This window comes from Stenotrophomonas sp. SI-NJAU-1 (assembly GCF_020883215.1).
In the GTDB taxonomy this organism is placed as follows: domain Bacteria; phylum Pseudomonadota; class Gammaproteobacteria; order Xanthomonadales; family Xanthomonadaceae; genus Stenotrophomonas; species Stenotrophomonas indicatrix.
In genome coordinates, this window is sequence record NZ_CP086598.1 from 3,318,463 (window position 1) to 3,334,347 (window position 15,885).

Below are 15,885 nucleotides of genomic sequence, written 5' to 3' on the forward strand. Positions count from 1 at the left end.
GCCGACCCATCTGGCCGTGCGGACATGCTCTTTGAACACCCTCGATTGATAAACTCCGGCGAGGTTTCAACATTCAGAACCCGGGGTGTCAGATGAACCTGTTGGAGAGCATGCAGGTCTATGTGCTGGCCGTGGAAAAGGGCAGCCTCAGCGCCGCGGCATCGGCACTGGACATCTCCGCGACGATGGCCGGCAAGCACCTGCGCGCCCTGGAAGAACGGCTGGGCATGCAGCTGTTGAACCGCACGACCCGTCGGCAGCACATGACCGCTTTCGGTGAGGCCTACTACGGCCGCTGCAAAGAGATCCTGCGCCTGGTGGAGGAAACCGATGCGCAGGCCCAGCATCACCATCTGGCACCGGCGGGCAAGCTGCGGATCAGTGCACCGGTGATCTTCGGCACGCATGCGCTGGTGCCGGCACTGTCGACCTACATGGACCGCTACCCCGAGGTCAGTGTCGAACTGGTCCTGACCGATCGCGTGGTCGAACTGGCCGATGAGGGATTCGAGGCCGCCATCCGCATCGGCACGCTGGCTGACACCACGCATCTGGTGGCGCGCCCGCTCAGCCCCTATCGGCTGACCCTGTGTGCGTCACCGGCCTATCTCGCACGGCATGGCACGCCGCACAGCGTGCAGGCACTGCGACAGCATCAATGCCTGTCGCTGGACCCGGCTGCGCTGTCGCACTGGCTGGGCAACGAAGTGGCATTGCCAGCGCCGCCTTCGGGACGGTTGCAGATCAACAACGGCGAAGCGTTGCGACTGGCCGCGCTGCAGGGCCAGGGCATCATCCTGCAGTCGAGCCTGCTGCTGGCAGCAGACATCGATGCGGGTAGCCTGGTTCCGTTGCTGCCGGAACATGGCCGGCACGGTCGGCCCATGCACGTGGTCTATCCGCACGACCGGTATCACTCGACCCGGCTGCGCAGCTTCGTGGATTTCCTGGTCGAGCGGTTTCCCTGCGACGCAGCGGGTGAACGCAGCTGGCCAGGCGCAGGCAGCCCATAAAAAAACCCCCTCCCCGCTGGGCAGTCGGGGAAGGGGTCTCAGGGTACGGCTATCGGGAAGTACTTAGATCAGCGGTGCCGGAGTTGCCGGAAGGGCCACCGGAGCGGCCTTCTTCTTGCGGGCGGCCGGCTTGCGCTTGGCAACCTTCTTGGCAGCCTTCTTCGGGGCAGCCTTCTTGGTCGCCTTCTTCGCAGTCTTCTTCACTGCCTTCTTGGCGGTCTTCTTTGTCGCCTTCTTCACTGCCTTTTTGGCGACCTTCTTGGCCGGCTTGCGGGCAGTGGTCTTCTTGGCGGCTTTCTTGGCAGTCTTCCTGGTGGCCTTCTTGGCTACCTTCTTGACGGCCTTCTTCGCGGTCTTCTTGGCAGCGGACTTCTTGGCTACCTTCTTGGCCGCCTTCTTCACTGTCTTCTTCGCCGTGGCCTTCTTGGCGACCTTCTTGGCCGCCTTCTTCACTGCCTTCTTGGCGGTCGCCTTCTTCGCGACCTTCTTCACTGCCTTCTTGGCAGCGGCCTTCTTGGCGACTTTCTTCACCGCTTTCTTGGCGGCGGGCTTTTTCTTCGCAGCTTTCTTGGTTGCCATGGTGATGGCTCCTCGTCAGTGATAGGGAGTTGAAACGCCCAGGTGGATCAAACCCGCCCATGCTGCGTGCGGGGACCGCCGGCGCGTCGGGCGCGCCGTTACGGATGCGGTGATGCCCGCCACGATCGGCGGAGCAGGCATCGGAACAGGGGTCGCCTTGCATTTCTCGAGGGGAAGCGGGGCCATGTCCACCGTCGTCAGGATCGCGGTGGTCTTCAAGGGGCTGCTTCGCATCGGACGATTGATTCTGCGCACTCGGTTTGGCAGGCAAGGTCTGCTGAGGCGAAACCTAATCACGGTTTTTTTTACTGTCAACAACCCCCGCGAAAAATTTTCACATCCGCCACGTCCCGGAAGGCCTTCCCGCGCCTGCCGATGTTCCTCCGCGAGCGCCGGCAAACACTGCATCGCGCATCGTCGCTGCCATCAACTGCGCACGAACAGCGAAGAAAAAACACTTGAAATAAGCACTCTGCGTCATGTAGGGGTCCGAAGCGGAACGCCACGCAGCGACGCGGCCATGCATGGCAACGCACGCGCCAACGCCAGCACAACGGACCTGCAACAAGGCCAAAAACTTTTCACATCCGGGCGCGTCGCCGCGGGGGTGGAAACGCGGATTTGCGCAAAACTGCGCACGCCTTTTGCCCGCGCTCAACACCGGCTGATGCCGTGGCGATGGCACGCGGCAAACCGGTCGGCATGAGTGGGAGGCGTTCTGCAAAACGAAAACGGCCACCCGGAGGTGGCCGTTTTCGTACCGGGAAACGACGACTCAGTGCTCGTCGTCTTCCAGGCCTTCGGCGTACGCGTCCGGGTCCAGCAGCTCGTTGAGCTCGTCGCTGTTGGACACTTCGACGACGAACATCCAGCCATCGCCGTAGGCGTCTTCGTTGATGGTTTCCGGCTTGTCGGCCAGTGCCGAGTTGACCTCGACGATGGTGCCGCTGACCGGGCTGTAGACGTCGGAGGCGGCCTTCACCGACTCAACGACCGCGATCTGCTCGTTGGCCTTGGCGGTCGCGCCGACTTCGGGCAGCTCGACGTAGACCAGGTCACCCAGCAGGCCCTGGGCGTGGTCGGAAATACCGACGGTCACGCGGCCATTGCCTTCGACACGGGCCCACTCATGGGACTTGAGGAACTTGAGGTCGCCGGGGATCTCGCTCATGGGACTGCTCCAGAGATATGCAGGGGGTGGAAAAAACGGGGCTAGTGTAACCAACCGGCCGCCACTGCTGGCAGTGACAACCGGCACGTTTGGATCACGCGTCGGTGAGCACGCCGGGCTGGGCCTGGCCTTCGCGCACGAACGGGAACTTGACCACCCGCACCGGCACCTGGCGGCCGCGGATGTCGACAGTGACCTGGCCGAGTTCACCGGCCGGCACGCGCGCGAATGCGATGCCCTTGGCCAGGGTCGGCGAGAAGGTGCCGGACAGGATCTCGCCCTGTCCGCTGGCGGTGGTGACCGCCTGGCCATGGCGCAGCACGCCCTTCTCATCCATCACCAGGCCGATCATCTGACGCGCGTTGCCGGCGGCCTTCTGCGCTTCCAGCGCGTCGCGGCCGATGAAGTCACGGCCTTCGTCCAGCGACACCGTCCAGGCCAGCGCCGCTTCGTACGGGCTGATCGCTTCGTCCATGTCCTGGCCGTACAGATTCATGCCGGCTTCCAGGCGCAGGGTATCGCGTGCACCCAGACCGGCCGGCTTCACGCCGGCGGCAAGCAGGCGGTTCCAGAACGCGACCACGGCATCCTGCGGCAGCAGGATCTCGAAACCGTCTTCGCCGGTGTAGCCGGTGCGGGCGACGAACAGTTCAACGCCGTCGTCGGACTGCGCCTGCAGCGCGGCGAAACGGCCGAGCTTGCCCAGCGACTCACGGTCGGCTTCGCGGGCCAGGCCGATGACGATGTCGCGCGCCTGCGGGCCCTGCACGGCGAGGATCGCCAGGTCCGGGCGCTGTTCGACCGAGACGTTGAACGGCGCAGCCTGCTCGCGCAGCCACGCCAGATCCTTCTCGCGGGTGGAGGCGTTGACCACCATGCGGAAGAAGTCCTCGCCCAGGTAATAGACGATCAGGTCGTCGATGACGCCGCCCTGCGGATTCAGCATGCACGAGTACAACGCCTTGCCGGTGGCCTTGAGCTTGTCGACCGAGTTGGCCAGCAGGCGGCGCAGGAACGGCTTGACCTGGTCGCCGCGCAGGTCGACCACGGTCATGTGGCTGACGTCGAACACGCCCGACTCACGACGCACCAGGTGGTGCTCGTCCAGCTGCGAGCCGTAGTGGATGGGCATGTCCCAACCCCCGAAATCGACCATCTTGGCGCCAAGGGCGCGGTGGGTATCGTTGAGCAGCGTCTTCTGGGTCATGACCGGGTCCGGCAGCAGAGGAAACAAGAACGCGCATTATCCCAGATCGGTCGGCCGCAGGTCGCGCCGCAGCGCAGCGGGGGGATGTTGGCCGGCCTGCGGCCGGCGGGCGCTTTCTACAAGCCAGGCAACGGCAACGGCCAAAGCGTATCGGCTCGGCGACGTCTGTGGGCTGGTGGGGCGATGTGGGGTTGCGGGACACGCCGCAAGTACGTCCGTGTAGGCTCGTAGGCGCCATCCATGGCGCCTGCGGTCCCTCCACCCCACACCGCCCCACCCCGACAGGTTCCCGATGACGGGACGGAAGGCAAGAGCGGTTGTGGATGTCGATACATATATGGAGAGAAGGGTCGGATCCCTTTCCTGCGGAAAGGGATCCGACCCCGGGCACACAGAGCGCAGCGACCGGCGTTTGCTTCCCGCTTTTGATTTCTTTTCCGTGGTCTGGACGCGCACGGAAACTGTCGGGGGTCGGGCGGGTGGGCTGGGCAGGGGTGTCCGCGGTATGGATGCCGCGGCCAAGCCTGCAAGGACGTACTTGCGGCGCCCCTGCACAGCCCACCCGCCCGACCCAACCCAGCATCTGCTTTCAGCGACCACGCACGAGGGGATGCGCCGTTCGCTGGAAACCTAGGCGACCGCCTCGACCACCAGCGCACTGCCCTGCACCGCCACCACCCGCACCAGCGTGCCGGCCGGCAGCTCCGGCCCACTCACCTGCCACGACGCGTCGTCGATGCTGGCCCTGCCCTGCCCGGCAACGATGGCCTGCTGCAAGGGCACCACCCGCCCGACCAGTTGTTCAGCACGGCGGTTCAGCAGCGGCGCGTCGCTCTGCCGCGCACGCGGCCTGCCCCAGTGCCGGTAGCACTGGATCGACAGCACGCTCAGCACCACGAAAGCGACCACCTGCCACAGCACCGGGATATCGGCGAACACCGCTACCAGCGCGAACACCGCCGCCGCACCGATGCCGATCCACAGCATGAACGCGCCGGGCGCCAGCGCTTCGGCGGCGAACAGCAGCAAGGCCAACGCACCCCAGGCAACGACTTCCCAGCGCATGTCAGCCTCCGATCGATGGCGGCCGCTTTGCCGGCGGCCGGGTTTCCTGGTTGGACAGGGCCTGCTTGGCCAGCTCGGCCACGCCGGCGATCGAACCAATCACTCCGCTGGCCTCCATCGGCATCAGCACCAGCTTCTGGTTCGGCGACGTGGCCAGTTCCTTGAACGCTTCCACATACTTCTGGGCGATGAAGTAATTGATGGCCTGGACGTCGCCGTCGGCGATCGCCGCCGACACCACCTGGGTCGCCTTGGCTTCGGCTTCGGCCAGGCGCTCGCGTGCTTCGGCGTCGCGGAATGCGGCCTCGCGCCGCCCCTCCGCTTCCAGCACCGTGGCCTGCTTCTCGCCTTCGGCACGCAGGATCTCGGACTGCCTAGAACCTTCCGCCTCGAGGATCTGCGCGCGCTTCTCGCGCTCGGCCTTCATCTGCCGGGCCATCGCATCGAGCAGGTCTCGCGGCGGCTGGATGTCGCGGATCTCGATGCGGTTGACCTTCACGCCCCACGGGTTGGTCGCATGGTCGACCACGCTGAGCAGCTTGGCGTTGATCACCTCGCGCTGGCTGAGCGATTCATCCAGGTCCATCGAGCCGATCACGGTACGGATGTTGGTCTGCACCAGGGCGATCATCGCCACTTCCAGCACCGATACCTCGTAGGCGGCCTTGGCCGCGTCCAGCACCTGGAAGAACACCACGCCATCGACGCGCACGGCGGCGTTGTCCTTGGTGATCACTTCCTGGCCGGGCACGTCCAGCACCTGTTCCATCATGTTCACCTTGCGCCCCACCCCGTAGACGATCGGGATCAGGAAATGCAGGCCGGGCGACATGGTGTGGGTGTAACGGCCGAACCGCTCGACGGTCCATTCATAGCCCTGTGGCACCATCCGCACTGCCTTGAACAGGATGACCACGGCCACGAAGGCCAGCACCGCGCTGAAGAACATGGTCGGGAACATCGCGCTTTCCTTATGGGAGACGTCCGGAGCCCAGCATAGCGCGTGGATGCAGGCGATGCGGGTACCGCACGTTCCAGCCGAAAGCAGCCGAGCGTGGCCCGGCGCTGCAGGATGAACCCGCTCAGATCCGGGTCGTGGCCAGAAAGCGCTCGCGGTCCTGCTGGGTCTGCCGGCGGATCTCGGCCAGCGCCTGGCTTTCGGTCGCCTCCAGCATCGCCTCGAACAGGCGCTGGAAGTGATGGCGCATCGCATTGCGTGCAGCGACGGGATCGCGCGCGCGCAGCCCCTCGAAGATCGCCATGTGCTCGTCGGCGCGGCTGGCACCATCGTCATGGCACACCCGTGCGTAGACCTCGGTCACCCGCGGCAGCTCGCTGCGCATGCGCCAGATCTGCTGCACGAAATACTCGACCACCGGGTTGCCCGACAGGCGGGCGATGGCCAGGTGGAAGCGACGGTCGTAGTCGCCGGCCTCTTCATCGGTAAGGTCACGCCGGCACAGCGCTTCAGCCAGCACCTGCAGCTCGGCGATGCCGGCCTCATCGATATTGCTTGCCGCCAGCGCTGCGGCTTCCGCCTCGAATACGGCACGCGCCGCGGTCAGGTCGAAGGCGCTGATATCGGGCAGCCCGCCGGCAGCCTGGGCCGGGCGCGGCTTCACATAGACGCCCGAACCGATACGGATCGCGATCCAGCCCTGCGCTTCCAGGGCGATTTCCGCCTCACGGATGGTGACCCGGCTGACGCCGAAGCGTTCGGCAAGTTCACGTTCGCCCGGCAGGCGCGAACCCGGCGGATATTCGCCATCCTCGATCAGCTTGCGGAGCTTGGCGGCGATGGTCTGGTAGAGACGGTTGGCGGACATGCGGCTGACCCTTGGCGGTTCCCTCCGGGCCCGTCCCCGGCCACCGGGCACGGTGCGGGTCCGGTTGGAGCGACGGCGCGACCATTGGCCGCGCCGCCCTGTTCAGAACTTGTATCGTACACCGAAATACGCGCGCCGCCCGTAGCTCACCACCTCGCGGAAATTCCCGTAAAGCGGCTGGTACGCCACGCGTGGCTCGTCGGTCAGGTTCATCAGTTCCAGCGACAGCGACAGCTGCTTGTTCACCCGGTAACGCAGGCGCAGGTCGACGCTGGTGTTGTCATCGTAGTAGCGGTTCTGCTGCGCCGTGTTGCCGGTGAAGTCCTGGTAATAGTGCGAACGGAACTTGCCGATGGCCTGGATGTTGAAGCGGCCCACATCCCAGTAGAGGGAACCGGACAGCACATGCCGCGAGAATCCGCTCAGGCCGGCCGGCGGAACGATGGCCGGAATGATCGATCCATCGGCGGCCAACTGCTCGCCCAACCGCGAATCCTGGGTCTGGTAGTCGGCGTCGGCATAGTTGTAGCTGACCTTGAAGCCAAGGCCATCGAACGGCTTGGGCAGGTACGAGAACCGGTGGGTGGCACTGAGCTCGATACCGGTCAGGGTGCTGTCTTCATCGGTGGTCACCTGCTGGCGCACCGGTACGGTCACCGTCTGTCCGTTGAGGGTGTAGGTCTCCGGCACCAGCGCGGTGGCGGTGCCGCCGTTGAACTGCTTCCAGTACACCGCACCGGCCAGCAGCGTGTCCGGGTTCGCATACCACTCAAGCGAGACATCGCCGTTCCAGGACATCAGCGGCTGCGCAGCCGGATTGCCGCTGGCACTGATGTCGTCCAGCGCGTCGGCCAGGCCGGTATAGGTGGCATCGCTGCTGACATTGATGGTTCGCCCGGCACCGAGTGCGGCGATATCCGGGCGTGACATCGCCCGGTACGCGCCCACCCGCAGCAACAGGTCCGGCTTCAGCTCGAATGCGGCATTCAGGCTTGGCAGCAGCTTGTCGTTGCCCGCCTTGAACACCTGGGTGGTGAAATCACCGGTGGGTTGCAGGCGGATCGTGCCGTCGCCGTTGTCGATGACCGCCAGATCGGTGCGCACGCCTTCCGAACGCACGTCGGTCTTGACCCAGCGCAGGCCGACATTGCCGGTGACCGGCAGGCCGAACAGCGTGCTGCTGAATTCACCCATCAGGTACAGCGCGCGGGTTTTCTCGGTCACATCGACGTTGTTCGGGTCCTGGAAGTCCGGGTCCAGGCCACTGTCGCTGGTGCCGCGGAAGGACGCGTAGAGGCAGCTCGGATCGAAGTACGCCCACGAGGAGATCGTATTGCCGCTGGCCGCATCCATGAAGTCGTCCTGCGGGAACGGTGCACGGCAGGCACGGTTGGCGGCGATGATCTTCGCCTTGTCGGCCGCTACGCGCTGGTCGTAGTCGGTCACCAGGGTGTTGTCGCGCAGGCGGTAGTCGGCCTGGCTGGCGCGCACGCCGCCCTTGATGCGGGTGAAGAAACCGGACTCGGGCATGAAGCTGGCATCGAAGCGGCCGGCCTTGATCTTGTGGTCGTTCTCGGTCGCGCTGGAGGTCACCCGCGCCGCGCCGGTGTAGGCATCCCAGTTGTTCGGGTCGAAGTTCGGCGCCAGCGCGACGCTCGGCACCTCGCCATGCCAGTCCCAGTCGTAGTCGACATAGCCGGTGGCGCCGCTGCTGATGCCCGGCACGATGGCATTGTTGACGTCGCGCTGGTTGGCGCGCAGCCGGGTCATGCGCTCGCTGTCCAGGCGGTTGGTATGCGAATAGGAAAGATCGGTGGACAGCTCCCAGGCCGGGCTGGGGCGCAGGATCAGATTGAGGCCACCACCGGTGTATTCCTCGCCGCGCCAGTAGCGGTTGGAGGTCGAATCGATGGAAGTGCTGCCATGCAGGTGGCGGACGATGCCGTCCTCGTCCACCTCGCGCTGGGTGATGCCGCGTCGTGCATTGGACAGGCTCAGGTCGCTGCGGTCCTCGTCCCAGTTGCGCTCGGTATGCTCGAAATCGAGGTTGACCTCGACCACGTCGTTGGGCCGCCACTGGATCGCCGCGAATTCGCTCTGGCGGTCATTGCGTTCCTGCTTCAGGCGATAGATGCGGCTGCTTGGCACCAGATAGTACGGCGCGCCGTTGGCGATGGCCTGGGCGCTGACCTCATTGCAGTTGGCATTGGCCACGTTCTGCCTGCCATCGCAGGCATACCAGGTGGAGCCGCTGGTGATGCTCTCCTCCGGATCGGTGCCCTCCAGCCGCTGGATGCCCAGCGAGATGCCGAGCTTCTGGCCGTTGCCGAATTCGAACTGGTCGATGTAGCTGGCGGTACCGCGATAGCCGATGCCATCGTCGTCGCGGTACTTCTTGTCATACTCGGCCCAGCTGCCGCGCAGATCGATCTGCGCCGAGCGCTTGCCGTACTCCAGCGGCTTGACCGTTTCCAGCCCGATGGTGCCGGCGACACCGCCTTCGATGATGTCGGCACGCTGGGTCTTGTAGATCGCCACCGTATTGATCAGCTCGGCCGGGAACATGTTGAAGTTCACCGAGCGATCGCCGCTGCCGTTGGTGATCTCGCGGCCGTTGAAGTTGGTGCTGCTGAGGAAGGCGCCGAGACCACGGATCGAGATTTCCGATGCGCCGGTCTTGTCGCGGGTCGAGGCGGCACCGGTCAGCGTTTCGATCGCATCGGCCAGTGATGGCGCGGGCAGGTCGCCGATGTCGTCCGCCGACAACACATCGGCGATCACCGTGTCGTCGCGCTTCTTGTTGATCGAGCTCTGCATCGATTCGCGGATGCCGGTGACCTGGACCTGGTCCAGGGTGGTGGCGTCCTGCCCGGAACCGCTGCCGGCAGACTGCGCCTGCACGGCCGGTGAAGCCGCCAGCGCAGCGAGCAGTGCCACGATCAGCGGTGTGGGTGACAACGATGTACGACGTACAACTCCGGCGGGTTGCCGCATGGTGTTCCTCCTCCCAAAGGATCGCCCGGACGGTAGGCGTGGGACGCAGCTTCGACACGCCGACACCGAAATGTCAACCAACTGGACTGGATTTTTCGTAATACCTTTGATTCAGACCGGTTGCCCGGCATTTCATGTGCTGATGCAGCATGACTTTGCGCGCAACGTGGCTTACAACACACCTACCAAGTGGTATGCACACCCACTCCGAAACCGCAGCACCGCCGTCTCTGGAAGGACTTCATGCGCATTCAACCGACTTCGCACCGCCTTTCGAAACCCACCCTTGGATATTGCCTCGCAATTGGACTGGCAACATGCCTGACCAGTTTACCGGCGAATGCTGCAAGCTGGCTGGTCCGTGATGCCGCCGAGTTCGCCACCGCCGCTGCCGCACTGCAACCCGGCGATGAAATCGTGCTGGCCGATGGCACCTGGACCGATGCGCGCCTGCTGCTGAAGGGCCAGGGCACCGCCGCCGCGCCGATCGTGCTGCGCGCGCAGACGCCGGGCAAGGTGATCCTCAGCGGGGGGTCGGACCTGCGCCTGGCCGGCAGCTACCTGCAGGTCTCCAACCTGGTATTCCGCAACGGCTACTCCCCGGGCGACGCCGTGGTGGCGTTCCGCGAGTCGAGCAAGGCAGTGGCCAGCCACAGCCGCGTCACCGGCCTGGTCATCGATGACTACAGCAACCCCGATGGCAGCGACCAGGACTACTGGGTGTCGCTGTACGGCAGCAACAACCGCCTCGACCACAGCCAGCTGCGCGGCAAGACCAACGCTGGCCCGACGGTGGTGGTGGTGCGCGATGCCACCCAGGGCCTGGACAACCAACACCGCATCGACCACAACTGGTTTGGCCCGCGGCCAGCGCTGGGCGTCAATGGCGGAGAGACGATCCGTGTCGGCACCAGCGACACCTCGCTGAGCGATTCCAACAGCACGGTGGAGAACAACTGGTTCGAGGGCTGCGATGGCGAGACCGAGATCGTCTCCAACAAGTCCGGCGGCAATACCTTCCGCGGCAACGTGTTCTATCGTTCGGCCGGCGCGCTGACTCTGCGCCATGGCAACGGCAACCGGGTGGTCGACAACCTCTTCTTCGGCGACGACAAGGCCGGCACCGGCGGCGTGCGCATCATCAATGCCGACCAGACCGTCAGCAACAACTACTTCGAACGGCTGGCCGGCTCCAGCAACCGTTCGGCACTGGCGGTGATGGATGCACAGGCCAATCCGCCGTTGTCCGGCTACGCGCCGGTGGTCAACGCGACCATCAGCCGCAACACCTTCGTCGACGTGGCGAAGATCAGCTTCGGTGTGGGCCATGACGAAACCAAGGGGTTCGTGGTTGCCGCCAGCAACAGCCACTTCAGCGGCAACCTGATCGTCAACCGCACCAGCAAAAATCCGCCGAATGCGGCCAGTTCGCTGGCCGGCATCGCCTTCAGCAACAACGTGCAGTCGCCGCAGGCCAGCAGCGTGTTCCCGGGCGGGGTGAGCAGCGCCAGCATCACCCTGCAGCAGGCCGCCAGCGGCCTGTGGGTGCCGGCAACGCCCCTGCCCACCATCGGCGCCGATCCGGCGCTGGCGATGACCCCGCGCGAACAGACGGGGGTGCACTGGTATCCCAAGGTGGGCGAGGTTGCCCTGTCACGCACCAGCACCGGAGTTGATCGATGAGGTTGCAGCCGCTGTCCCTTTGTTCCCACCGTCTGGCGCTCGCCCTCGCCCTGGCCGCTCCCTTCGCCCTGTTGCCGACGGCACCGCTGCAGGCGGCACCTGCCGCAGCCGCGCGACAAGGCGATACCGCGCCGGTACTGGTGACCGCCGCGCAGTGGCAGCAGATGGCCAGCGAAGGCAGCCGCTATCCGTGGTTCGCCAAGGAACAGGCGCGTACGCAGAATTCGCTGCAGAAGATGATGAAGGCCGGCATCGACGTGCCGGTGCCGAAGGACAAGGGCGGCGGCCGCACCCATGAGCAGCACAAGCGCAACTACCAGGCCCTGCTGGCCGCCGGCACCCTGTACCGGCTGACCGGCGACAAGGCCTATGTCGCCTATTCGCGCGACATGCTGCTGCAGTACGCCAAGCTCTACCCGACCCTCGGTCCGCATCCGGAAGGACGCGGGCAGATTCCCGGCCGGGTGTTCTGGCAGGTGCTCAACGATTCGGTCTGGCTGGTCAACGCCATCCAGGGCTACGACGCGATCCGCGATGCTCTGTCGCCGCAGGATCGGCAGACCATCGAATCGCAGGTGTTCCGGCCGATGGCCGAGTTCCTGGCCAGCGAGCCGAAGAACTACGACCAGATCCACAACCACGCGACCTGGGCGGTGGCCGCCACCGGCATGACCGGCTACGTGCTGCGTGATCGCGAACTGGTGGAGAAATCGCTGCGCGGCAGCCGCAAGGATGACCAGTTCGGTTTCCTGCGGCAGATCGACCTGCTGTTCTCGCCCGATGGGTATTACGAGGAAGGCCCCTACTACCAGCGCTATGCGCTGGCGCCGTTCCTGTTGTTTGCCAACGCGATCGAACGCAACGAGCCGCAGCGGAAGATCTTCGCGCGCCGCGACGGCGTGCTGCTGAAGGCGGTGGACGTGCTGGTGCAGACCAGCTACGACGGCCTGTTCTTCCCGATCAACGATGCGATCCTGGACAAGGGCATCGATACCGAAGAGCTGGTGGCTGGCATCGGCATCGCCTATGCGCAGGCCGGCGATGACCGTCTGCTGTCGGTCGCCCAGCAGCAGAAACGCCTGCTGCTGTCGCCGGAAGGGCTGCAGGTGGCGCAGGCGTTGGCAGCCAACAAAGCCAAACCGTTCGACTACCGGCCGATGCTGCTGCGCGACGGCCCGGACGGTGAACGCGGCGGTCTGGCGATCCTGCGCATGGGCGGCGAACGCGGCCAGGCGCTGGTGCAGAAGGACACCATGCAGGGCATGGGCCACGGCCACTTCGACAAGCTCAACTGGCTGTTCTACGACAATGGCAACGCCGTGGTGACCGACTACGGCGCGGCGCGCTTCCTCAACGTGGAAGCCAAGCGCGGTGGCATCTATCTGGCCGAGAACCGCAGCTGGGCCAAGCAGACCGTGGCCCACAACACGCTGGTGGTGAACGAGCAGAGCCACTTCAAGGGCGACTGGAAGCGCGGTGAGGAACTCGCCCCGCAGGTGCGCTTCTTCCAGGCCGACGCAGATACCCAGATCGCCTCGGCGACGATGCGCGATGCCTATCCGGGCGTGGTGTTCACCCGCACCCAGGCACTGCTGCGCCACCCCGAACTGGGCCTGCCGGTGGTGCTGGACCTGCTGCAGGTGCACGGCGACAAGGCTGCACGCTACGACCTGCCGCTGCACTTCAACGGCCATATCGTCACCACCGGTTTCGAGGCCGAGCATTTCCCCACCCAGCGCCCGGTGCTCGGCAGCGACAACGGTTACCAGCACCTGTGGCTGGACGCACGCAGCAAGGCCGGCAGTGAGCCGCGCACGCTGGCGTGGCTGCTCGACGGACGCTTCTACACCTACCGCTTCGGCAGCAGCGCGCCGGCGCAGGCGTTGCTGGTGGAGAGCGGTGCCAATGATCCCGAGTTCAACCTGCGCCGCGAACCGGCGCTGCTGCAGCGCGTGGAAGGACAGAAGGATGTGACCTTCTTCAGCGTTCTGGAGCCGCATGGCGAGTACAACGGCACCGCCGAGTACGTGCACGGTGCCGACAGCCGCATCAAGCAGATCATCCGCACCCGCGGCAATGACGCCGAGGTGCTCGAGCTGCGCCTGGCCAGCGGCGCCCGCATCGCACTCGGCGTGGCCGACGACAGCGACGCGAAGGGCGAACACAGCGTGACGGTGGATGGCCATGCCTACCGCTGGAGCGGCAGCCATGCGCGCATGGACCGCAGCAAGGGTGAGGCACGATGAACGGCCCCTCGGCCGTGGCCACGCTGCGCAAGGTGCCGGTGCGCTCGGCCGTGCGCTGGCTGATCGTCGGCCTGATCGCGGTGGCCACGGTGATCAACTACATCGACCGCAATGCACTGGCGGTGATGTGGCCGGAGATCGCCAGGGAAGTCGGCGCGACCAAGGACGATTACGCACTGCTGGTCACCGTGTTCATGCTGTTCTATGCCGCCGGCCAGTTCCTGTTCGGGCGCCTGTTCGACATGATCGGGACGCGGCTGGGGTTCGCGTTGTCGATCAGTGTGTGGTCGATCTCGATCGCGCTGCATTCGGTCACCCACTCCATGCTCTCCTTCAGCGTGGTGCGGGCGATGCTGGGCATCAGCGAAGCCGGTGCCTGGCCCGGCGCGGTGAAAGCCAATGCCGAGTGGTTCCCCGCGCGTGAGCGTGCCCTCGCACAGGGCATCTTCAACGCGGGCGCGTCCATCGGTGCCATCGTTTCGGCGCCGGCCATCGCCGGCCTGTACCTGTGGCTTGGCTGGCGCGGCACCTTCGTGCTGGTCGGTGCACTTGGCTTCCTGTGGCTGCTGCCATGGCTGTTCGTCTATCGCGCCGGCCCGGACAAGCATCCGTGGGTGAGTGACGCCGAGCGGCGCCTGATCATGGAAGACCAGGCTGGCCAGCAACGCGTGGATGCACCGAAGGTCAGCGTGCGTTCGCTGCTGGCCCACCGGCAGAGCTGGGGCATGCTCGCCTGCCGTTTCCTGCTGGATCCGATCTGGTGGCTGTTCGTATCGTGGCTGCCGATCTATCTGGCCGAGACCTTCGGCTTCGACATCAAGCAAATCGGCCTGTTCGCCTGGGTGCCCTTCGTCGGCGCCATGCTCGGCAGCCTGAGCGGCGGCTGGCTGTCGGGGCGCCTGATCAATGCCGGCCAGAGCGTGGACCGTGCGCGCAAGCTGTCCATTTCGCTGGGCTGCGTGATCATGGCACCGGCCCTGCTGGGCGCGGTACTGGCCAACCAGCCGCTGTTTGCGGTGCTGGCGATTGCAGCAGTGCTGTTCGGTTTCCAGATCGCCATCGGCAACATCCAGACCCTGCCCGGCGATCTGTTCGACGGCCGCTCGGTGGGCACGCTGGCCGGTCTCGGCGGCTTGGCTGCCGTGGCCGGAACGTTGATCACCACCTGGCTGGTGCCGGTGCTGACCCGCCATTCCTATGCACCGATCTTCATCCTCGTCGCCGCACTGGTGCCGCTGTCGCTGGCCGCACTGTGGTGGTGGACCGGACCGATCCACAAGCTCGACCGCACCGACGGTTGAGCCCCCATTCCCTCGCATTCCCCCGCAAACCAAGGAGTTTCCCGCATGTCGTTCCAGGACAAGGTGGCCATCGTCACCGGTGGTGGCCGTGATATCGGCCGTGCCGTCTCGATCAAGCTGGCTGCGGCCGGTGCACGCGTCTGCCTCAACTACGCCAACGACGAAGCCAGCGCGCAGGAAACGCTGGCGCTGATCTCGGCGGCCGGTGGCCAGGCCATCGCCCACCGCGCCGACGTCACCGATCCCGCCGCCGTGGCCGGCCTGGTCGCAGCAACGCAGGCTGCATTCGGCCAGCGCATCGACGTGCTGGTGAACGTGGCCGGCGGCATGGTCGAGCGTCGTCCGCTGGCCGACATCGACCCGGCGTTCTTCCACAAGGTCATCGACCTCAACCTGACCTCCACCTACCTGACCACCCATGCCGTGGTACCGCACATGGGTGAAGGCGCGGCGATCGTGAACTTCGCCTCGCAGGCCGGTCGCGATGGCGGCGGCCCCGGCGCGGCGATCTACGCCACCGCCAAAGCGGGCGTGATGACCTTCACCCGGGCCATGGCCAAGGAACTGGGGCCGAAGGGTATCCGCGTCAACGCGCTGTGCTGCGGCATGATCGCCACCCGCTTCCATGACGAATTCACCAAACCGGAAGTGCGTACGGCGGTGGCCGGCGCTACGCCGCTGCGTCGCCAGGGCCTGCCGGACGAAGCCGCCGATGCGGCGGTGTACCTGGCGTCGGATGCAGCAGCGTTCATCACCGGTGCCAATCTGGACGTCAACGGCGGCACCTACTTCTCCTGACC

The 15,885-nt window shown here is 65.6% G+C and carries 13 protein-coding genes; 6 read left to right on the top strand and 7 right to left on the bottom strand.

The window, feature by feature from the left end; all coding sequences use genetic code 11:
• Positions 1 to 92 precede the first annotated feature (92 nt).
• Positions 93 to 1,013 carry a LysR family transcriptional regulator gene (locus tag LMF57_RS15200; protein ID WP_208081712.1) on the top strand — a complete coding sequence of 307 codons (921 nt, stop codon included), beginning with the start codon at positions 93 to 95 and terminating at the stop codon, positions 1,011 to 1,013.
• A gap of 63 nt (positions 1,014 to 1,076) precedes the next feature.
• Here LMF57_RS15200 and LMF57_RS15205 read toward each other — a convergent pair whose 3' ends face one another.
• Positions 1,077 to 1,592, bottom strand: coding sequence for a histone (locus tag LMF57_RS15205; RefSeq protein ID WP_117311080.1), 516 nt, complete (start codon positions 1,590 to 1,592; stop codon positions 1,077 to 1,079).
• A gap of 184 nt (positions 1,593 to 1,776) precedes the next feature.
• On the opposite strand from LMF57_RS15205, the gene LMF57_RS15210 reads away from it, so the two are divergent.
• The gene (locus LMF57_RS15210; RefSeq protein WP_208081713.1) at positions 1,777 to 2,298 is read left to right on the top strand and encodes a hypothetical protein; all 522 of its coding nucleotides are present in this window, start codon (positions 1,777 to 1,779) and stop codon (positions 2,296 to 2,298) included.
• A gap of 69 nt (positions 2,299 to 2,367) precedes the next feature.
• Here LMF57_RS15210 and gcvH read toward each other — a convergent pair whose 3' ends face one another.
• The 6 genes from gcvH to LMF57_RS15240 form a co-directional block, all read right to left on the bottom strand.
• Positions 2,368 to 2,763 (bottom strand): glycine cleavage system protein GcvH, encoded by a 396-nt coding sequence (gene gcvH, locus LMF57_RS15215; RefSeq protein WP_093818684.1) that lies wholly within the window; start codon positions 2,761 to 2,763, stop codon positions 2,368 to 2,370.
• 94 nt (positions 2,764 to 2,857) lie between these two features.
• Positions 2,858 to 3,970, bottom strand: a complete 1,113-nt coding sequence (gene gcvT / locus LMF57_RS15220; RefSeq protein WP_208081714.1) for a glycine cleavage system aminomethyltransferase GcvT — start codon at positions 3,968 to 3,970, stop codon at positions 2,858 to 2,860.
• A gap of 630 nt (positions 3,971 to 4,600) precedes the next feature.
• Entirely contained in the window at positions 4,601 to 5,035 is a 435-nt protein-coding gene (locus tag LMF57_RS15225) for an NfeD family protein (protein ID WP_140225663.1), read from the bottom strand.
• A 1-nt stretch (position 5,036) separates the two neighbouring features.
• Positions 5,037 to 5,996 (bottom strand): SPFH domain-containing protein, encoded by a 960-nt coding sequence (locus tag LMF57_RS15230; protein WP_229290145.1) that lies wholly within the window; start codon positions 5,994 to 5,996, stop codon positions 5,037 to 5,039.
• Positions 5,997 to 6,117: 121 nt separating this feature from the next.
• Positions 6,118 to 6,861: a FadR/GntR family transcriptional regulator gene (locus LMF57_RS15235; RefSeq protein WP_059064840.1), complete on the bottom strand. Its 744-nt coding sequence runs from the start codon at positions 6,859 to 6,861 to the stop codon at positions 6,118 to 6,120.
• Between the two features lie 102 nt (positions 6,862 to 6,963).
• Positions 6,964 to 9,855 (bottom strand): TonB-dependent receptor, encoded by a 2,892-nt coding sequence (locus tag LMF57_RS15240; RefSeq protein WP_229290146.1) that lies wholly within the window; start codon positions 9,853 to 9,855, stop codon positions 6,964 to 6,966.
• A 243-nt stretch (positions 9,856 to 10,098) separates the two neighbouring features.
• On the opposite strand from LMF57_RS15240, the gene LMF57_RS15245 reads away from it, so the two are divergent.
• Genes LMF57_RS15245 through LMF57_RS15260 form a run of 4 tightly spaced genes read left to right on the top strand, consistent with a single transcriptional unit; the run spans position 10,099 to position 15,883 of the window.
• Complete coding sequence (locus LMF57_RS15245; protein WP_229290147.1) at positions 10,099 to 11,538, top strand: polysaccharide lyase 6 family protein; 1,440 nt, start codon at positions 10,099 to 10,101, stop codon at positions 11,536 to 11,538.
• Complete coding sequence (locus tag LMF57_RS15250; protein WP_229290148.1) at positions 11,535 to 13,784, top strand: oligoalginate lyase; 2,250 nt, start codon at positions 11,535 to 11,537, stop codon at positions 13,782 to 13,784. The genes LMF57_RS15245 and LMF57_RS15250 overlap by 4 nt, the downstream gene beginning before the upstream one ends.
• Positions 13,781 to 15,085: an MFS transporter gene (locus LMF57_RS15255; protein WP_033831792.1), complete on the top strand. Its 1,305-nt coding sequence runs from the start codon at positions 13,781 to 13,783 to the stop codon at positions 15,083 to 15,085. The genes LMF57_RS15250 and LMF57_RS15255 overlap by 4 nt, the downstream gene beginning before the upstream one ends.
• Before the next feature lie 45 nt (positions 15,086 to 15,130).
• Entirely contained in the window at positions 15,131 to 15,883 is a 753-nt protein-coding gene (locus LMF57_RS15260) for a glucose 1-dehydrogenase (RefSeq protein ID WP_208082456.1), read from the top strand.
• Positions 15,884 to 15,885 lie beyond the last annotated feature (2 nt).